Consider the following 18,201-nt stretch of genomic DNA (forward strand, 5'->3'; position numbering starts at 1 on the left):
AGGGGGCGCTTCATTTTTTTGATCAAGCCGTGACGGGCTTACTGAACCCGCGGATAAAGTGTCTCGATTTCGCCGAGATCGCTATTGCCTTCAAGCCGGTCAAGTTCCGGCTTCCACGGGCAGGCGACAGCCGGTGCGTTCAGCATGGCAAGAGCCTTGCCGGCAGATGCAGGGATGACCTGTGTCAGCGCTTCCATGACGACGCGCAGGCAGTCCAGCGTCACGTAGATCACCGTCTGGCAACGCTCGCGGGTCTCCTCGTTCTTGATGAGATCCCAGGGAGCCTGCTCGGCGAAGTAGTTGTTCATCTCGTCGGCGACGGTGATGATCGACTGCATGCGAGCCGGGATTTCAGCAAGGTTGACCCATTCGCCCATGCCCTTGGTGGCTTCAAGCACGGACTTGCGGATCGCTTCGTCCTCGGCTGACAGCGGACCCGGTGCCGGCAGTTTGCCGTCAAAACGGGCCTTGGAGAACTTGGCCGCCCGCGACAGCAGGTTGCCGATCTTGTTACCCAGTTCTGTGTTGTAGGACTGGGTGATGAAGTCGACCGAAATCTGGCTGTCGCTGTCCGCACGCATGTGCCGGGCGAGGTACCAGCGCAAGGCGTCGACGCCCAGCTTCTCGATGACCTCGATCGGATCGACGACGTTGCCGATGGACTTCGACATCTTCACGCCGCCCGCACCAACCCAGTGACTGTGGACGGACAGCTTCTTCGGCAGCGGCACACCGGCGGCCATCAGCATGATCGGCCAGTAGACCCCATGCGGCTTGAGAATATCCTTGCCGATCAGATGCTCGCATTCCGCCCACCAGCTCTCGTAGCCTGCTTCCGGCCAGTTGATGTTGGTGAGGTAGTTCGCCAGCGCATCGAACCAGACATAGGTGACGAACTCGGTGTCGAACGGCGGTTCGATACCAAGGGTCACACGGGCTTTCGGCCGGGAGATGCAGAGATCCTCCAGCGGCTCGGACAGCATCTGCTTCAGTTCGTTCTTGAACGCTTCGGGCTGAACGAAGTCCGGATTTTCGGCGATGTGCTGCAGAAGGCGCTCGCGGAACGGTTCCATCTTCAGGAAGTAGTTGGTTTCCTCCGTCTGCTCCACCTTCATTGTCGGGTGCAGCGGGCACTGGCCCTCTTCGGTCAGATCGGATTCCTTCTTGAACTCCTCGCAGCCCTTGCAGTAGGTGCCGGTGTAGTTCTTCTTGACGATCAGATCCTTGTCAAAGATCGACTGCTCCATTCCAGCGACGGCCGTCTTGTGGCCCTCGCGGCTGGTGCGCACGAAATAGTCGTAAGCCACGTCCAGACGGTCGAAGACATCGCGGAATTCTGCACAGCGCATGTTGAGGTAGTCTTCAACCGACATTCCCTCTTTTTCCGCTGCTTCCTGGTTCTTCTGTCCGTGCTCGTCCACGCCGGTGGACAGCATCATGTCATACCCCAGCGCCTGTCGGTTGCGTTTCAGGATATCGGCCATCACGGAGGTGAAGGCGTGACCGATATGCGGAGAACCGTTGACGTAGTAGATCGGGGTGGTGATGTAGCTTTTCATCCAAACGCTTTCGAAATGTTTGGGCGGAAACAAGTCCGGTCCGGCCTGTTGCGGCGCATCTGCCGTTCCGCCTAAAGAGGTGCGAGCTATATTCCATACTCGCCCGCACAAGAAAAGCCCCGGCCTTTGAAAAGACCGGGGTTCTGCTTCGTTATATGGGTGCGGCAAGGCCGATTGAAAGGTCAGCCGATCAGCCAGATGCCGCCCAGAACGAAGAGCGCCAGAAACGCTGTCTGCGTGACCAGCATCCAGATGGCCGGGCCGCCGACTTCCAGCAGTTTCGGGATCGAGGTTTTCATGCCCACTGCCGCAATTGCGGCCAGCAACGCCCAGCGGGAAACGTGTCCGGCCGCCTCCTTGGCAACGTCCGGAATAAGGCCGAAGGAATTGAGTGCGGCAAGCACCAGGAAGGCGACAACAAACGCCGGCATGATCGGAGGACGGGCGCTGCCCGGCTCCGAACTCTTGCGCAGGATGAGCGCCGCGACCAGAACGATGGGCGCCAGCATGGTGACGCGGATCAGTTTCACCAGCGTCGAGAGGTCTCCGGTTTCCTCGGAGATCGAAAAACCGGCCCCGACAACCTGGGCAACATCGTGGATCGTGCCGCCAAGGAAGACACCGGTCGCGTCCATGGAAAGGCCGAGGGAGGAGGTGAGGATCGGGTAGAAGATCATCGCCAGTGTGGACAGGACGGTCACGGTAATCACCGTAAAGGCGAGATCGCGTTCGGCATGTTCGCGTTTCGGCAGGATGGAGCCTATGGCCATGGCCGCGGAGGCACCGCAAATGGCGACCGCGCCGCCGGTCAGAAACGAAAACAACCTGTCTCGTCCGAACAGCCTGCCGATCAAGAGGGAAAAGCCGATGGTAACCAGGACGCCGAGGATCACCAGAAGCAGAAACGGCAGACCCAGCTGCTGCACCATTTCCACGCTGATGCGGACGCCGAGCAGGGCAACGCCGACACGAAGCAGCGTGCGGGCTGCAAAGGCGATGCCTTCGCCCGTGCGCTGTTCTTCCGACAGGAAGTTCAGCGGCATGCCAAGCAGGATGGCCATCAACATGGCCGGTGCCCCGTAGTGCTCGTTGAGGAATTGCGCGGCGATGGCGACAAGCCCGGCAATCGCAATACCCGGGAACAGCCGGTTAGCCCGGTCTTTCAATGGAGCAACCATGAAACGTTCTTTGTCCTTGTTGATGTTTACCGGTCGACGGGAAGGCCGCTCGGGACAGTGGCAGGGATGCCGAAGGGCGGAGCTGTGACGGACTGCGTGCCGGTCAGGCTTTTCAGGAAAGCCTCCAGATTGGCAATCTCCGCATCCGAAAGCGGGAGAGGCTCAATATCCCTGAATCGGGCCTGACGCGCCATCTCACGAGCGTCATTCCAGACCACAAAATCGATCGCCCGCAGCCAGGGCGCTTGTGGAAGGGCTGCGGTTTCCGGTGTCCAGGCTTTCAGCATTCCATCGGGGTCGAGATGATGCCGGATGATCCCCTCCAGCGTGGGGTAGGCGCCATTGTGGCCGTAAGGGGCAGTCAGCTCGACATTGCGCAGCATCGGGGTCCGGAACCGGTAGGCATCTTCCAGGCGGTCGGTTTCTCCCATCACGCCGACATCGCGCACCATCGGATCGAAGCTGCGGGTGCGGCCCGGACCAAAGGGGGGCAGGCCCAGGGCGTGGAACTTCTGATCGCTGAGCAGTTTGCCCGAATGACAGGAGGAGCACCCGGCCTTGCCGTAGAAGAGATCGAGACCCCGCTTCTGGGCCGGATCCAGAGCGCTTTCGTCGCCGGCGAGATACGCGTCGAACGGGCTGTCGAAGCTCTGCCATTCAATTGCCTGGAAAGCTGCCAGCGCATTTGCGATTTCAACGATCGTGACCGCTTCCGGAGCGTCGATATGATCGAACGCCTCGACAAACAGGCGGCCATATTCCGGAATGATGCGGACGCGTTTGGCAAGGATCGGCCAGGCGTTGTCGATGCGGTCGTAAATGGCCCCGGCGATCTCGTTTTCCTTCGGATTGCCCGCCATCTCGAACTGGGCCGTCACCGGAAAGACAGCCTGGGCGGAGAGCAGAGAATTGAAGCCCGTGGGCAGCCATTCTTCCGCCGGCGAGTTGAAGCCATTCTCGAAGGTATCGGCAATCGACAGGCGGCCGTCATGAAACAGGACGTGGAGCTCTTTTGCTCCCAAGTTCCAAAGACCTGGAGCGTTTCGCGGAATCCGTTTCTTAATGCGGCTGTCACCGGTTCCGGCAATCCGCATGAGCCCCAACCCTTCGCCGCCTTCGCCGATGCCGAGCGACAACCGGTCCCCGGTGCCAAGGGTCGGGTGGTGGCATGTGGCGCAAGCAATATTCCTGTTGCCGGAGAGGATCTTGTCGTAAAAAAGCAACTGGCCGAGGGCTGCCTGCTTTCTGTCGAAGGCGATGAAATCGTCTTCCTTCAAGGGCGGTGGCAATTCGGAAGCAATCGCCGGTGCCGACAAGCCGAAGACCAGAGGGAGCAACCGCAACACATGAAAACCACGCTGACCGCCGCTCTTTTTGCTCTTGTGTTGTGCACGAGTTCTGCTCAGGCCGAAATCGAAGCCGCGCGCGACCTGATGGAGGCCAATCGCTACGAAGAGGCGATGAAGGAACTCTGGCCGGCGGCACGCTCCGGCAACGCGGATGCGGAAGAACTGATCGGTGTAATGTATGCAATGGGGCTGGGTGTCGAGCGCGACGACCAGCGGGCATTCGAGTGGTATCTCAGAAGCGCGATGAAGGGGCACCCGGGTGCCCAGTCCGGTGTCGGCTGGTACTATGAGGTGGGCCGGGGCATGCCGGCTCCGGATCTCGTGCGGGCTTACATGTGGTACACGCTCTCCGCCATCGGGGGGGACCCCGACGCCGCGATCTCTCTGGAAGAGGTGGTCAAGAAGATGACCAAAGACGAGATTGAGAAGGCGCATATCCTGGTCGGTGATTACAAGGTCTGGATGTATCCGTTCAATTGAAAGCCGGCGGTTCGTTCCTGATCGGCGCAGAACTCGCGTGATCGAGTGCTGGGCGGACCGGACCATTGAGTTCTGGCTCTCCCGGGTCTCCCACGGCTTCACCATGGGACGTGTGCCGATCCCTGTCCAGTTTACGGCAGGCACGATTCCGGAGCGGTGCATGTACTGGGATGTGTCACGCCCTGCAGTGGCAAGGCGTGACACGGTGTTTCGTCAGTTCAGATCGGCAGAGCGATTGGCGTTGATGTCGGCTTCGGCCGCAGCCACGGCTTCTTCCAGAGCGCCGAAGATCTCGCCGCCGCGTCCGACATTGCCCTTGAACCAGTCATAGACCGGAGCGGCTGCTTCCTTGAAGGCTGCCTTTTCTTCCGGGGTCGGGACGTAGAGATCGCCGCCACCGGCCACGAAGTCCTCATAAGCCTTGATCGACTTGCGCTTCGGTGAGGCGAAGGTTGCCTGCTGCAGGGCATAGAAACCGTCCACCACGACGCGGCGAAGGTCTTCCGGCATGGACAGGAACTTCTCGTTGTTCATCCACCACAAGGCGCCCATGTAAGCGTGCCCGTCGAGGGTGACATACTGAAGACCGGCATCGGGGAACTTCATGCCCATGATGTCGGTGATGCCGTTCTTGGAACCTTCGACAACGCCGGTCTGAAGCGAGGTGAACAGTTCCGGCCACGGGATCGGCGTCGGAGCAGCACCAAGTGCCTTGACCAGTTCCTGCGGCAGGTCGGCCACCACGGTACGGATCTTCAGGCCCTTCAGGTCTTCCGGCTTGGCCACACGATGCTTGGTGTTGGCGAAGTTGCGCCAGCCGCCGGTGTTGCCGATGGTCATCAGGCGGATGGTGTCACCGGAATCTTCCAGTGCCATCGTGCGCATGGTGCGGGTGAATTCACCCGACAGGACATGCTCCGCAATCCGGTCGTCGCTCATCATATAGGGCAGGTCGAGAACCTGGACATACGGGAAAATACCCGCCGCGCCGCCGGAGGTGGAGATGTAGATGTCGATCGCACCGTCGGAAATGCCCTGAAGGCATTCAGCGCCGTTGGAGCAAAGCTGCGTGCCGATGAACAGTTCGACCTCGATGGCACCGTTGGAAGCGGCCTCAACGAAGTTCTTGAAAACGACAAGACCGTCGTAGTCTTCGTCGTTTTCGTTGGAATTGGCGGTTGCGCGCAGCGTGTAGTCCGCGGCAAGCGCGCTTAGCGACGATCCGGCAAGCATCGCCGCGACGGTGAGCGTTTTCAGTGCAGTTTTGAGCATTAGGTTCCTCCCTTAGAAAGCTCAGGATCAGTTGGCAAATCCGGTCAGACGCGGGATCGTCATCGAAAGTGCCGGAATGTAGGTGATCAGGAAGATCACCGCGATTTCCACCGCCAGAAACGGCAGGATGGCTTTGGCAATGGTTTCAACCCGTTCCCTTGAAACCGAAGCCGCAACGAAGAGCACCAGTCCCATGGGCGGCGTTGCCAGGCCGATGGTCAGGTTGACGCTCATGATGATGGCAAAATGGATCGGATCGACGCCAAGGTTGACGAAGATCGGTCCGAGAATGGGGCCGAGAATGATGATGGCAGGGCCTGCATCCAGGAACATGCCGACAACGAAGAGCAGCAGGTTGATCAGGAACAGCAGGATCAGCGGGTTCTCCGACAGCGTGAGAACGAACTCCGCCATGATTTCGGGAGCGTGGCTGAGGCTGACGACGGTCTTGAAGGCCATCGCCGCACCGACAAGGAGAAGCACCACTGCAGAGGTTATGCCAGCCCTGTTCAGGACACCCGGGATCTCGGAGACCTTGATGGAGTGCAGAACGAAGAAGCCGATAACCAGCGCGTAGGCAACTGCGACCGCGGCCGCTTCCGTTGGCGTGAAGACCCCCAGCAGAATGCCGCCGAGAATGATGATCGGCGTCTGAAGCGGAGCAACTGCTTTCTTGCACACGACCCGAAAATCCTCCGAGACAGCACTTCTGAGCTTCCACAAGAGCACATGGGAAACCGCCAGGAAGACCGCGAAGAGGATGAAGGAAGTCGTCGTTGAAAGGGAAGCGACCCCGGTCAGGTTGATCACAAGGTCCGCGATCACCGTGAAGAGGGCAGCCAGGTTTGCCCTCAGCACAATGAAGGAGAACCAGTATTCCACCGGTGCCATGGTTTGGCCGGGGTTGACGATCCTCTGTGCTTTGGGAAGGTCGTACTTGTTGGCCATGACCTTGACCATCAGCATCAGGCCGATGCCGACCATGATGCCGGGTACGATACCGGCCAGGAACAGCGCAGCAACGCTCTCGCCCATTACATAGGCATAGATGATCATGATGCCCGACGGCGGAATGATCGGCCCGATGACGGAACTCGCCGCGGTGATTGCCGCAGCAAAGCGCCTTGTGTAACCCTGCTTCTCCATTGCCGGGATCAGCATGGATCCAAGAGCGGAGGTATCGGCAACAGCGGAACCGGACAAGCCTGCAAACAGCATCGACGACAGGATGTTCACATGAGCAAGGCCGCCGCGCAGATGTCCCATCAGGGCCTGGCTGAACTCGACCAGCCGCATGGTGATGCCGCCCTTGTTCATCAGCTCGCCTGCGAGCATGAAAAACGGAATCGCCATCAGAGGAAAACTGTCCATGCCGTTGTAGACGTTGCGGTAAAGCAGCGTGATGTCTTTTTCCTGGCCGTTCAGCCAGAGCAACAGGCCAGGGGCCGCCAGAAGGCCGAAGAAGACAGGCAGTCCGATCAGCAGGAAGACGAGGAAGACGGGAAGGAACCAGATCAGCATCAGTCAGCTCCTGCCATGTCGGGATCGGGAATGACCGGCATGCGGTCGGCGCCACCGAAGCTGGCGATGATGTTGCGCAGGATCAGCTCGATGTTGACGAGCGTCAGCAGGAATACGCCGACGAGGATGGAAGCCATCATCCAGCTGCGCGGCACGCGGATCCATTCGCTGAAGGAAAGGTTGCCCGGAACATAAAGCGAGGCGGTTGCGAAACGGCCTCCGAAACCGGTGACTTCCGAAAAGCCGATCTTCAGGGCAACGACGAGCACCACAAGTGAAATAAGCAGAAGGAGCAGGGATATGGCGCTCCCCAGCAGGCGAGGCAGGGAATGGGTGAACATGTCGATGGCAACGAAACCGCCTCTGCGGAACGCCGTTGGTGCCATAAGACCTGTCATCCAGAGCATGCAGAAACGGGCTGCTTCGTCCGGCCAGGGCAGGGCATTGTTGAAGACATAGCGGAACACGACCTGAACCAGGATCGCGATCACCATCAGGGCGACGGCAACGATGCCGATGCCCCGGCCAATTCGCAACAGCAGCGAATTGACGAAGTCGAGCGGTGCAAGAACCGCCAGCAAAATGCCCATTCGGGCTCCTCCCTGGATCAACCGGCCGTCATGTGCGCGAACATGAGAACCGCGAAGCTGATCATGTTAAAAGTGGTGAAGCGGTCTTCTGCGTTCTCCTGAGACAGAAGGCTTCTCACTTTCCTCCAGAACGGGCCGGTCACCGCCCCGTTTTCCGCCCTTATTTTGGAGCGATTTGTCCGAGTTTGCCTGCATAAAACGTCAGGGCCTCGCCTGAACGCATCTCGGCCTGCAGCACCTGCCCAAGAACGATCAGGTGATCGCCGCCCTCATAGGCGGTGAAGCGCTTGCACTCGAAGCGGGCGAGACAGTTTTCGATCAGGGGCACGCCGTTGTCGTCGATCGTATAGGTGAGCTGATCGAAAGCATGGGCATTGCGCACGAAACCGTTGCAGACTTCAGCCTGTTCGTTGCTGAGCACGTGAATGGCGTAATGTTCGGCCGTTTCGAAATACCTGAACCTTCGCGATCCCTTATCCGGCATCCACAGGACCAGCGCCGGTTCCAGGGAGACGGATGAGAAGCTGTTGGCTGTAATGCCGACGGGGCCGTCGGCCGAGCCGGTGGTCACCACCGTAACACCGGTGGCAAATCGACCGAACGCATCCCGCAAGAGGCGGGTGTTGTCGGCGTCCGGTTCGAAGGTCACGGTATGACTGGCATTCTGCATGGTCATCAGGGCACCTCTGTTCCAAGCGCCGCTTCGTAAAGACGGTACCAGGTTTCGCGATCCAGGCTGACTTTCAGCGCGTCGGAGATCTGGGCAATGCGCTCCAGATTGTTCGTGCCCATGACCGGCAAAAGTTGCGCCGGATGAGCCAGAAGGAAGGCGACCGCGACTGCGGACCGGTCTACACCGGCGTCTGCAGCGATTTCGTCCATCACGGTGCCAAGCTTGCCACTTTCGGAAATCAGCGAGCCGCCGCCGAGGGGGGACCATGCCATCAGCCGGGTGCCGAGGCGCTGGTGGAACGCGAGGTCGCCATTGGTGAACGGCGCGATTTCCTTCAGTGAGATCTCGATCTGGTTGGTCACAAGCCGGTTCGACATCGCCGACTGCAGCAGCTCCCAGTCCCAGGGGCGGAAGTTGGAGACACCGACATTCCGCACCTTGCCGCTCTTGACCAGGTCATCGAGCGCGGCGCCGGTCTCGTGATGGTCCATCAGCGGGTCCGGGCGATGGATCAGCAGCAGGTCGATGGTCTCGATGCCCATCTCCGTGAGGGAGAACTCGACCGACTTCCCGATGTGAGATCGGGACGTGTCGTAGTATTTCACCCTGGCATCCGAATACCGTCCCATCGGCGCGACAATGTCGCATTTGGTGACGATTTCCATCTGACCACGCAGGGCCGGATTGGCCTTCAGCGCCCCGCCAAGCACGGCCTCTGCGGCATAACCGCCGTAAATGTCAGCCTGATCGAAGGTTGTGATGCCCTGGTCGAGACAGGTCTGGATCTTGCGTTCCACGTAAGCGGGGGACGTGTCGCTGTCGTCGCCGATGCGCCACATGCCATAGATCAGCCGGGAGAAGTCCAGGGTTTCAGAAAGTTTCACGCGGTCCATTAGCGGCGCACTCCTTGGCCAAGCGGGGTTGCCGGCGTTTGAGCCGGTACACGACCATAGGCGTGCGGCAGGGAACATGTCTTCAGATTCGGCAGGACCCTGGACCCGAAATGCCTGGCTTCTTCCAGGTGCGGATAGCCGGAGAAGATGAAGGCACGAATGCCCATCTTCTGATAGGCCTCGATCTTGGACATCACCTGATCGGTTGACCCGACCAGCGCTGCCCCGCAACCGGACCGCGCCCGGCCAACACCCGTCCACAGGTTCGGTTCGATATAACCGAATTCATCGGCGATCTCGCGGTTCTTGGCCTGGTGGCTCACCCCCAGCGACTTGGCATCCAGTGCCCGTTCGCGAATGGCGGTTCCCTGGGTCTCGTCAAGTTTGGAGACGATATAGTCCGCGTATTCCTGCGCTTCCTTTTCCGTGTCGCGCACGATCATGTGCACGCGCAGGCCATAGTCGAGTGTACGGTCGTATTTCTCGGCGACTGCGTTGACCGCCTTCATGCGGCCTTCCAGTTCCTCGATCTTTTCCGGCCACATCAGGTAGACGTCGCAATGCTGACCGCAAAGGTCCAGCGCATCCGGAGAATAACCCCCGAAATAGAGCAGGGGGCCACCGGTCTGGTAAGGCCGGGCGGGGTCCGTGGTCAGTCCCTTGAAGTTATAGACCTGGCCTTCGTAATTGATTTCGTCCTGCGTCCAGGCCTGCTTCAGGATCTCCACCACTTCCCGCGAACGCTGGTAGCGATAGCTGCTGTCGGCCTGCTCGCCCGGAAAGTCGGACGAGATGATGTTGACCGTCAACCGGCCCTCGAGCATGTGGTCCAGCGTGGCAATGGTCCGTGCCAGCATGATCGGCTGCATCTCGCCGCAGCGAACCGCTGCCAGCAGGTTGATCTTGTCGGTGATCGGAGCGCAGCCGGCGACGAAGGACAGGGTGTCCTGGCCCACCTGGTAGGACGACGGGCACAGGATGTTGCGGAAGCCCTGCTGCTCGGCTGTTTTCACGATCGAAGAGCAATGCTCCCAGGAGGAACGCAGATGGCCTTCGGGTACGCCCAGAAACTGATAGTCGTCGGAACACAATGCGGCGAACCAGGATACCTCCGCTGCATCAAGATCCGGTGACGTGACTGGGACTACGGTCATGAAGTGCCTCCCTTGGACCATCTTTTCGAATACCGAAACCCGCAAGCGGCAACATGGGCGCGATTGTGGTTTCGCTATTTTCGTTTGTTTTCGAATGGCTTCATTCTGCCTTCGATTTCTTCTTGCATATCACCCGTTTTGATGTAAATCAATAGTGTATCAATTTTGAAAACGAGACCTTCGAACCGCCATGCCAACCGCCTCGCAAACCTCTACCGCGCTGCCGTTATATGTGCAGATAAGCGAGCTTTTGATCAGGGATATCGCGGCCGGGCGGCTGATCGACGGGGAGCGGTTGCCGCCTGAAAGGGACATGGCAGAGGAGCTTGGCATCTCCATCGGAACCCTTCGCAAGGCACTCGCCGACCTTACGCAAAAAGGCTTACTCGAGCGGATCCAGGGGTCGGGAAACTACATACGGCAGGGCGGCACGCATGAGAGCGTCTACGCCATGTTCCGTCTGGAACTCCTGACCGGAGGTGGTCTGCCTCGCGCGGATATTCTGGACGTAAAGCGCCTGGACAAGCCGGACGATCTGCCGCTTTTCGGTACCAGCGCCGAAGGCACCCGTATCCGCCGGCTGAGGTTTCTCAACGATGTGATGATCGCGGTGGAGGAAATCTGGCTCGACGGCGACGCGGGATTTGTGCGGCGCGAGCTTCTGTCGGACTCGCTTTATCGCTTTTACCAGAAACACCTCGGGTTCTGGATCGTGCGTGCAGAAGACCGGGTGACCATCCGTGCGCTGCCGGACTGGACGCCGGAACTCTTTCAGAAGACGCCGGGTACTCTCACAGGCTTTGTCGAACGGTTCAGCTGGGCGGATCGCCCCAAGCCGGTCGAATATTCGCGAACCTGGTTCGACACGGACCGGGCGCATTACGTGCAGCGCTTGAAATAGGTGGACGAGAAATGCCACCGCGCATGGAGGACTGAATGCCTGCAAAGGTAAGATATGGTGTCATTGGCTGTGGGATGATGGGGCAGGAGCACCTGCGCAACATCGCACTCCTGCCGGACACCGAAGTAACGGTGATCTTCGAGCCGGACGCCGGAATGGCGGAAGCGGCCGCAAGATTTGCGCCTCTTGCGCGATTTGCCAATTCCGTTTCGGAACTGCTGGAAGTGGACGAACTGGACTGCATCCTGATTGCCAGCCCGAACCACTGCCATGTGCCGCAGATGGAAGAAATCCGCCGCAAGCGCCCGTTGCCGCTTCTCGTCGAAAAACCTCTCTTCACCGATCCCAAGGATGTTGCCGAGCTGGAGGCTTTCAAGGCGTCCTATCCGGCGCCCGTGTGGGTGGCGATGGAGTACCGCTACATGCCGCCGATCGCAGCGTTGATCGAGCAGGCGGAAACAGCCACTGGCGGCATCAAGATGCTGACCATCCGCGAGCACCGTTTTCCGTTCCTCGACAAGGTCGGCGCATGGAACCGGTTCAACCGCTACTCCGGTGGTACATTCGTTGAAAAGTGTTGCCATTTCTTCGATCTCATGCGGCTGATCATGCAATGCGAACCAGTCCGCGTGATGGCGTCGGCCGGCCAGGATGCCAACCACAAGGACGAGGTCTACAATGGCGAGCAGCCAGACATACTCGACAATGGCTATGTGATCGTCGACTTCGAAAACGGTGCACGGGCCATGCTGGAACTTTGCATGTTTGCCGAAGGCTCCCGCTACCAGGAAGAAGTGTCGGCCGTTGGCCCGGAAGGCAAGATCGAAGCCTTCGTGCCGGGTCCCGGACGCTTCTGGCCAGAACACCTCGGCGAGCCGCCGGTGCCTCAGCTTGTCGTGTCGCCCAGGTACCCGAAGGGGCCACGTCAGATCGATATTCCGGTTGACCCGATGATCCTCGATGCAGGCGACCACAACGGCTCGACATTCTATCAGCACGAAGGCTTCGTGGCTGTCGTACGCGGTGAAAAGCCGTCACCTGAAGTAACGCTTGAAGACGGATGGCGGGCCGTGGAAATGGGGCTGGCGGCACAGCAGTCTGCCCGTACGGGTCAGGCCGTGACGCTACGATCTCAGGCGCTTTCCTCCGTCGCCTGCTGACAAGACGATTTTCCTCTGGAAGCCTGGCCGGTACGACATTTGTCGTGCCGGCTTTTTTCTTGCCAACCCAGCAGACGAGAAAGGGCTACCAGCGTTCCTTCGGCAACAGGGACTGCACGTTGTTGGAACTGAAGCCATCCCGTCCGCGCCGCAGGTTGATGGCGCGGATCGGCACCTGGTATTCTCGGCCCGTGTCCGACTTCTTGCACTGCTGTTTCCGGTAGGCGAAATTGTCCGGCACGTTCCTGTGGTTTTGCACCAGGACGCAGAAGACGTCGTAGCGGCCGTTCACGGCCACGTCACGCCGCGCGCCCTGGGCGACGATCACCTGCATGTGGCGGGTGAAGGCCTTGTCGAAAAGCATAAAGTTGCAGTAGGGCTCGCTGCCGTTGGGTGTGCGCGTGCTCTGGCAATAAAATATCTCTGCCCAGGCTTTCTGCGGAGCAGCGAACGGGAAAGAGCCGATCGAGACCAAGCCCGCCAATACGGCTGCCAGAGCGTAACGCTTCACCATTCCCTTAAACTCCTGGTCGAAATGCAGTTTTTTTCAACGTGATCTTGCGGATAGAATATCACTCCACGTAAGATTTACCCGTGACGCTCCTCACAGGGAATAGGCGTGACAACGAAATTTAGCTTGCCTCGGGAACGCACAGGTTCCCGTCACGTGCACAGACACATGCACCGACATCGACAGGGTTGGTTGAACCGGCCCCCGGGAGGTCCCAATGCGTAAGTCTCTTTCCGTTCTTTTGTCTTCCACTTTGATTTTGCAAACGGTTTTCGTAAACGGCGTGCTTGCCGCGCCGGCCCTGACGACCGCCAACGTGAATTTCCGACAAGGCCCGGGAACGAACTTCGGCTCACTGGGAACGGTGCCGTCCGGCACGCAGGTCGAAATGGAGAACTGCGATGACAGCGGGGCCTGGTGTTCAATCAGCTACAACGGCCAGAACGGGTTTGTCAGCGGACAGTATCTTCAGCTTAGCGAGCCGGAACAGACGACCGGCTGGCCGCGGTCTTTCCAGACCGACGCCGGGGCGACGCTGGTGCTCTACCAGCCGCAATTCACCGAGTGGGACAACTTCAAGACCCTGAAGGCGATGGTGGCAGCGGAATACATCAAGGACAAGGATGCCAAGCCTGTCTTTGGTGTGATCGGTGTCAGCGGCGCGACCGTGGCCGACACCGACAAGAGCGAAGTTGACATCAACCAGATCCAGGTAACGGAACTGAACTTTTCGGCCTTGGACCGGGAATCCCTCACTGACCTGTCGCTTCAGGTCGGCAAGATCATGCCGACCGGTACGATCACCGTGAAAGAGGATCGGATCACCGCAGGCCTTGCCGAATACCAGCGCATGGAGGATGTCCAGGGCCTGAGTTCGGAAGCACCGCCTATCTATGTCTCGACCGAGCCGTCCATTCTCGTGCAGACCGAAGGCACGCCGATCTTTGCGCCAGTCAAGGGTGATCAGGGGCTCAGCTTCGTGGTCAACAGCAACTGGGACATTCTGAAAATCGACGAGAGCGGCGAACTCTATCTGCGCGATGAAAAATCCTGGATGAAAACCAAGGACGTCTCGGCAGGGTGGGAAGCGGTCGACAAGCTGCCGGATCTGATCGGGTCTCTTCCGGATGACGATAACTGGAAGGAAACCCGGGAAGCGATTCCGGGGGAACCGTTCGCGGACAATACTCCGCCGAAGGTGATCTATTCAGACACGCCGGCCGAAATGATCGTCTTTGACGGCGAACCGGCTCTGGAACCGGTGGATGGCACCGATCTGGAATGGGCGTCAAACACCGAAAGCGACGTGTTCTTCCTGAAATCCACGTCCACCTGGTACATTCTGGTATCCGGCCGCTGGTTTAAGTCCACCTCGCTTGATGGGCCGTGGACTTTCACCACTCCGGACATGCCCTCCGATTTTCAGAACCTGCCGGAAGACGCGCCTTACTATTCGGTCCGTTCGTCCATTCCAGGCACTTCTGAAGCCTCGCAGGCACGGCTGAAAGCCAGCATTCCGACAACGGCTCGTGTGGAGGTCGGTTCCGTCAGTGCGGATGTCTCCTATGCCGGTGATCCGGAATTCGAGAAGATCGACGGCACGTCGATGTCCTACGCGGTCAATACCAGCGACCAGGTGATCCAGGTCGGTGCGAAATACTACGTGCTGCAGGACGGAGTGTGGTTTGTCGGAGACAGCCCGGAAGGACCATTTACGGTTGCCACGGCGGTTCCTGACGAGATCTACACCATTCCGCCGTCTTCCCCGGTCTACAACACCACCTATGTGCGCATCTACGACAGCGAACCGGGAGCGGTCTGGTACGGCTACACGATGGGCTATCTGGCTGGGTTCCTGTCCTGGGGCGTCTTCGTTTACGGCACAGGCTATTATTATCGGCCCTGGTACCGCCCGGGGCTGCGCCCGATCTACTTCCCGCGTCCGGTGAGCTACGGGATCGGTGCCTTCTACAATCCGGTCCGTGGCACTTTCGGACGCTATGGCTATGCCTACGGTCCGCTGCGCGGCATCGCCGGCGGCGGCATCTATAATCCGCGTACGGGCGGCTACATTCGTGGTGCCGCCATCAGCGGCCCGCGCGGCAGTGCAGGCTTCATCAGCGCCTATAATCCGCGCACCGGCAATCGTGTCGTGGTTGGTGGAGCCCGGGGCATTTACGGCTCCTGGGGCGGAAAGGTCGTAAGCGGGCCGGAATGGTCACGCACGCGCGATATCCAGGCTGGTGCCGTGCAGCGCTGGAAGCAGGACGGCAATCTGGGCCGTGTGGCAAATCTTGATCGCCGTGGTGACGTCTTTGCCGGCCGAGATGGTAGCGTCTATCGCCGCGATGGCGAGAAATGGCAGAAATTCGAGGGTGGTCGTTGGGGCGAAGTTGCTGCGCCCTCCCGCGAGGCAATCCAGGACCGCGTGGGTGACATTGGTGCCGGACTGGCCGGGGGAACGATCGGCGCCGGTGCAGGGGCAGCCCTTGCCAACCGCCCCCTTGGCGACAAGATCCAGAACCGGCCGAATGTTCAACGCCCGACCAACCTGCCTGCCGGCCAGCGCCCGAATATCGAGCGTCCCAACGTCCAACGCCCGAATGTTCAAAAGCCGAATGTGGAGCGCCCAAACGTCCAACGCCCGGCGCAGCGTCCCAACATTCAGCGCCCCAATGTGCAACGACCGAATATCCAGAAGCCGAATGTGCAGCGGCCCGCTACCCGCCCTGCGACACGTCCGGCGGCACGACCCCAGGCGCCTGCACACCTGAGCAGGGACAACCGGGCGAGAACGGCAGGCAACCGTCAGGTCAATCGGCAGCGCAACGTTCAGCGCTCACGTCCGCAGGCACGCCCGCAACGTCATGGGGGCGGTGGCGGTGCGCGCAGGGGAGGTGGCGGACGCCGCCGCTGAGAAAACCTAGATTGGAAGGTCGCGGGCATCCGCGATCGATTCCATGGTCATGTACGACGTGACCGTATCCAGATCGACTTTCTCGATCAGGCGCTGATAGACGCGGTCGAAGGCATTCATGTCTTCGGCCACCACTTTCAGCATGTAGTCGTAGTCTCCGGCAATCCGGTAGAAATCGATCACATTCGGAATGGCCACCACTTCGCCCCTGAACCTTTCCAGCCACTCCTTGGAATGGTGCCGGGTCCGGATCATCACGAAGACCGTGAGATTCAACCCGAGCTGCGCCGGGTCCAGCCGGATCGTATGTCCTTCAATCAATCCACTGTCGTACAGCGTTTTCAACCGGCGCCAGCAGGCGTTCTGGGAAAGACCGACCTTGTCGGCAAGGTCTCTTTGCGAAAGACGTGCGTCGCGTTGCAGGGCGCGCAGCAGCGCGCGATCAATATGATCGAATTTTTTCTCCATGTTCGATCAATTGACACGATCTGGAGCGTAAAACAATCGAATGAGGTGAAGTTGTCCCAGTGAAAGGGGTCGTATGATCCGAAAAAGACGTTTCGGAGCACAAGATGACCCAAAAAACAGGCACGGCACTCGATCATTTCATCGAGGAACTGAAATCTCCGGACCTGATTTCCCGCCTGCGCGCGGGACTGATCGGCGAGGGGGCGACCATTTCAGGTCCGTTCGGCGAGCGCGAGCTGATCTATGCCGACTACGTCGCCTCCGGGCGGGCTCTGCGTCAGGTCGAGGAATTCGTTCTGGAAGAAGTCCTGCCGGTCTACGCGAACAGCCACACCGAGGCTTCCTACTGCGGCAGCGCAATGACTCGAATGCGCGAGGCCGCGCGATCTGAAATCGCCCGCATTTGCGGGGCTGACCAGGGCTACGCGACGGTCTTTTGCGGCTCGGGGGCAACCGCAGGCCTTAACCGGCTTGTACATCTTCTTGGTGTTTCAGCCGCCGCAGAGCGGGGCGAACAGCCACTTGTTGTGATCGGTCCCTATGAACATCACTCAGACATTCTGCCCTGGCGCGAAAGCGGAGCGGAGGTGATCGAGATTGACGAAGCGGAGACTGGTGGTCCTGATCTTGCGGAGCTGGAGGTTGTCTTGCGCAAGGCGGGGGCCGGCCGGCTGATTGTTGGGGCATTCTCGCTGATGTCCAACGTAACCGGCATCGTTACCGACGACGTGGCGGTCACACGCATTCTGAAGCGATACGGCGCGCTCAGCGTTTGGGATTGCGCGGGTTCCGGCCCTTACCTCCCGGTAGATATGAAAGCCGGCACGGATGCCCAGAAAGATGCGGTTGTTGTCTCGCCGCACAAGTTCATCGGTGGGCCAGCCGCGTCAGGCGTCATGATCGTGCGCAAGCAAGCTGTCAGCAAGGCGACGCCGGTCTTTCCGGGCGGAGGAACGGTACGCTTCGTCTCGCCCTGGGCTCATGATTATTCAGACAATCTTTCAGCCCGCGAGGAAGCCGGTACGCCGAACGTGATCGGCGATATCCGGGCGGCGCTCGCCTTTCTGGTCAAGGAAGCCATTGGGCAGCGGCTCATGGACGAGCGGAACGCCGCCTGGCGCGCCAAGGCGCTGGCGGTCTGGCGTGACAATCCGGCGATCGAACTCCTCGGAAACGACAAGGCCCGTCACGTGCTACCCGTGTTCTCGTTCCGTGTGAAGGATCTGGAACGCGGAGGCTATGTGCACCAGCAGCTCGTCACCCGCATGCTGTCGGACATCTATGGCATCCAGGCCCGTGGTGGCTGCGCCTGTGCCGGGCCCTATGCCCATCGGTTGCTGGATATCGGTCCGGAACAGTCCGAAGCGTTGAGGGCCGGTATTCTTTCCGGTGAAGAACTGAAGAAACCCGGCTGGACACGGCTCAATTTTTCAGTGCTCATGACAGTAGACAAGGCGGACAAGATCATTGCCGCCGTCGAAGATCTGGCGCTGCATCCTTATCCGGCCGCGGATTACTACGCGTGCGATGAAACCACGGCCCGGTTCAAGGCCATGCAAGACGCTGCTTGAAGGA

At 59.7% G+C, this 18,201-nt stretch carries 16 protein-coding genes; 5 read left to right on the top strand and 11 right to left on the bottom strand.

The annotated features are described in order from the left end of the window. Positions 1 to 38 precede the first annotated feature (38 nt). The 3 genes from metG to J7447_RS04650 all read right to left on the bottom strand — a co-directional run bounded on the left by metG (position 39) and on the right by J7447_RS04650 (position 4,080). On the bottom strand, positions 39 to 1,559 hold the full coding sequence (gene metG, locus J7447_RS04640) for a methionine--tRNA ligase (RefSeq protein ID WP_209168934.1): 1,521 nt from the start codon (positions 1,557 to 1,559) through the stop codon (positions 39 to 41). A 182-nt stretch (positions 1,560 to 1,741) separates the two neighbouring features. After that, positions 1,742 to 2,737: a YeiH family protein gene (locus tag J7447_RS04645; protein WP_209168936.1), complete on the bottom strand. Its 996-nt coding sequence runs from the start codon at positions 2,735 to 2,737 to the stop codon at positions 1,742 to 1,744. Positions 2,738 to 2,763: 26 nt separating this feature from the next. Further along, positions 2,764 to 4,080 carry a cytochrome c peroxidase gene (locus tag J7447_RS04650; RefSeq protein ID WP_286188929.1) on the bottom strand — a complete coding sequence of 439 codons (1,317 nt, stop codon included), beginning with the start codon at positions 4,078 to 4,080 and terminating at the stop codon, positions 2,764 to 2,766. A 3-nt stretch (positions 4,081 to 4,083) separates the two neighbouring features. Between J7447_RS04650 and J7447_RS04655 the strand changes: the two genes are divergently transcribed. Then, positions 4,084 to 4,566 (top strand): tetratricopeptide repeat protein, encoded by a 483-nt coding sequence (locus tag J7447_RS04655; RefSeq protein WP_023000214.1) that lies wholly within the window; start codon positions 4,084 to 4,086, stop codon positions 4,564 to 4,566. 213 nt (positions 4,567 to 4,779) lie between these two features. Here the strand turns inward: J7447_RS04655 and dctP are convergent, their stop codons facing one another. The 6 genes from dctP to J7447_RS04685 all read right to left on the bottom strand — a co-directional run bounded on the left by dctP (position 4,780) and on the right by J7447_RS04685 (position 10,669). Next, complete coding sequence (dctP, locus tag J7447_RS04660) at positions 4,780 to 5,838, bottom strand: TRAP transporter substrate-binding protein DctP (protein ID WP_055659181.1); 1,059 nt, start codon at positions 5,836 to 5,838, stop codon at positions 4,780 to 4,782. Positions 5,839 to 5,865: 27 nt separating this feature from the next. Then, a complete protein-coding gene (locus J7447_RS04665; protein ID WP_209168940.1) occupies positions 5,866 to 7,359 on the bottom strand; it encodes a TRAP transporter large permease in 1,494 nt (497 codons plus the stop codon). After that, positions 7,359 to 7,949, bottom strand: coding sequence for a TRAP transporter small permease (locus J7447_RS04670; protein ID WP_023000211.1), 591 nt, complete (start codon positions 7,947 to 7,949; stop codon positions 7,359 to 7,361). The genes J7447_RS04665 and J7447_RS04670 overlap by 1 nt, the downstream gene beginning before the upstream one ends. Before the next feature lie 160 nt (positions 7,950 to 8,109). Then, positions 8,110 to 8,625 carry a flavin reductase family protein gene (locus J7447_RS04675; protein ID WP_209168942.1) on the bottom strand — a complete coding sequence of 172 codons (516 nt, stop codon included), beginning with the start codon at positions 8,623 to 8,625 and terminating at the stop codon, positions 8,110 to 8,112. Then, positions 8,625 to 9,515, bottom strand: coding sequence for an aldo/keto reductase (locus tag J7447_RS04680; RefSeq protein ID WP_209168944.1), 891 nt, complete (start codon positions 9,513 to 9,515; stop codon positions 8,625 to 8,627). The genes J7447_RS04675 and J7447_RS04680 overlap by 1 nt, the downstream gene beginning before the upstream one ends. Next, positions 9,515 to 10,669: an LLM class flavin-dependent oxidoreductase gene (locus tag J7447_RS04685; protein WP_055659188.1), complete on the bottom strand. Its 1,155-nt coding sequence runs from the start codon at positions 10,667 to 10,669 to the stop codon at positions 9,515 to 9,517. Before J7447_RS04685 ends, J7447_RS04680 begins: the two co-directional genes overlap by 1 nt. 190 nt (positions 10,670 to 10,859) lie before the next feature. Between J7447_RS04685 and J7447_RS04690 the strand changes: the two genes are divergently transcribed. Continuing rightward, a complete protein-coding gene (locus J7447_RS04690) occupies positions 10,860 to 11,570 on the top strand; it encodes a GntR family transcriptional regulator (protein WP_055659191.1) in 711 nt (236 codons plus the stop codon). Positions 11,571 to 11,605: 35 nt separating this feature from the next. Then, positions 11,606 to 12,730, top strand: a complete 1,125-nt coding sequence (locus J7447_RS04695) for a Gfo/Idh/MocA family oxidoreductase (protein WP_055659193.1) — start codon at positions 11,606 to 11,608, stop codon at positions 12,728 to 12,730. A gap of 85 nt (positions 12,731 to 12,815) precedes the next feature. On the opposite strand, the gene J7447_RS04700 is transcribed toward J7447_RS04695, so the two are convergent. Beyond that, complete coding sequence (locus tag J7447_RS04700; protein ID WP_055659195.1) at positions 12,816 to 13,244, bottom strand: hypothetical protein; 429 nt, start codon at positions 13,242 to 13,244, stop codon at positions 12,816 to 12,818. A gap of 214 nt (positions 13,245 to 13,458) precedes the next feature. Here J7447_RS04700 and J7447_RS04705 point away from each other — a divergent pair, with 214 nt between their 5' ends. Further along, a complete protein-coding gene (locus J7447_RS04705) occupies positions 13,459 to 16,158 on the top strand; it encodes an SH3 domain-containing protein (protein WP_209168946.1) in 2,700 nt (899 codons plus the stop codon). A gap of 6 nt (positions 16,159 to 16,164) precedes the next feature. On the opposite strand, the gene J7447_RS04710 is transcribed toward J7447_RS04705, so the two are convergent. Beyond that, complete coding sequence (locus tag J7447_RS04710) at positions 16,165 to 16,626, bottom strand: Lrp/AsnC family transcriptional regulator (protein ID WP_023000201.1); 462 nt, start codon at positions 16,624 to 16,626, stop codon at positions 16,165 to 16,167. 104 nt (positions 16,627 to 16,730) lie between these two features. Here J7447_RS04710 and J7447_RS04715 point away from each other — a divergent pair, with 104 nt between their 5' ends. Beyond that, complete coding sequence (locus tag J7447_RS04715) at positions 16,731 to 18,197, top strand: aminotransferase class V-fold PLP-dependent enzyme (RefSeq protein WP_209168948.1); 1,467 nt, start codon at positions 16,731 to 16,733, stop codon at positions 18,195 to 18,197. Positions 18,198 to 18,201 lie beyond the last annotated feature (4 nt).

It is taken from the genome of Labrenzia sp. R5_0 (assembly GCF_017743835.1).
Classification (GTDB): Bacteria; Pseudomonadota; Alphaproteobacteria; order Rhizobiales; family Stappiaceae; genus Roseibium; species Roseibium algicola.

What these genes read in the sequence shown, in the direction of transcription:
- metG (WP_209168934.1), bottom strand. Translation starts at nt 1,559, where the DNA reads ATGAAAAGCTACATCACCACCCCGATCTACTACGTCAACGGTTCTCCG.
- J7447_RS04645 (WP_209168936.1), bottom strand. Translation starts at nt 2,737, where the DNA reads ATGGTTGCTCCATTGAAAGACCGGGCTAACCGGCTGTTCCCGGGTATT.
- J7447_RS04655 (WP_023000214.1), top strand. Translation starts at nt 4,084, where the DNA reads ATGAAAACCACGCTGACCGCCGCTCTTTTTGCTCTTGTGTTGTGCACG.
- dctP (WP_055659181.1), bottom strand. Translation starts at nt 5,838, where the DNA reads ATGCTCAAAACTGCACTGAAAACGCTCACCGTCGCGGCGATGCTTGCC.
- J7447_RS04665 (WP_209168940.1), bottom strand. Translation starts at nt 7,359, where the DNA reads ATGCTGATCTGGTTCCTTCCCGTCTTCCTCGTCTTCCTGCTGATCGGA.
- J7447_RS04670 (WP_023000211.1), bottom strand. Translation starts at nt 7,949, where the DNA reads ATGGGCATTTTGCTGGCGGTTCTTGCACCGCTCGACTTCGTCAATTCG.
- J7447_RS04675 (WP_209168942.1), bottom strand. Translation starts at nt 8,625, where the DNA reads ATGACCATGCAGAATGCCAGTCATACCGTGACCTTCGAACCGGACGCC.
- J7447_RS04680 (WP_209168944.1), bottom strand. Translation starts at nt 9,515, where the DNA reads ATGGACCGCGTGAAACTTTCTGAAACCCTGGACTTCTCCCGGCTGATC.
- J7447_RS04685 (WP_055659188.1), bottom strand. Translation starts at nt 10,669, where the DNA reads ATGACCGTAGTCCCAGTCACGTCACCGGATCTTGATGCAGCGGAGGTA.
- J7447_RS04690 (WP_055659191.1), top strand. Translation starts at nt 10,860, where the DNA reads ATGCCAACCGCCTCGCAAACCTCTACCGCGCTGCCGTTATATGTGCAG.
- J7447_RS04695 (WP_055659193.1), top strand. Translation starts at nt 11,606, where the DNA reads ATGCCTGCAAAGGTAAGATATGGTGTCATTGGCTGTGGGATGATGGGG.
- J7447_RS04700 (WP_055659195.1), bottom strand. Translation starts at nt 13,244, where the DNA reads ATGGTGAAGCGTTACGCTCTGGCAGCCGTATTGGCGGGCTTGGTCTCG.
- J7447_RS04705 (WP_209168946.1), top strand. Translation starts at nt 13,459, where the DNA reads ATGCGTAAGTCTCTTTCCGTTCTTTTGTCTTCCACTTTGATTTTGCAA.
- J7447_RS04710 (WP_023000201.1), bottom strand. Translation starts at nt 16,626, where the DNA reads ATGGAGAAAAAATTCGATCATATTGATCGCGCGCTGCTGCGCGCCCTG.
- J7447_RS04715 (WP_209168948.1), top strand. Translation starts at nt 16,731, where the DNA reads ATGACCCAAAAAACAGGCACGGCACTCGATCATTTCATCGAGGAACTG.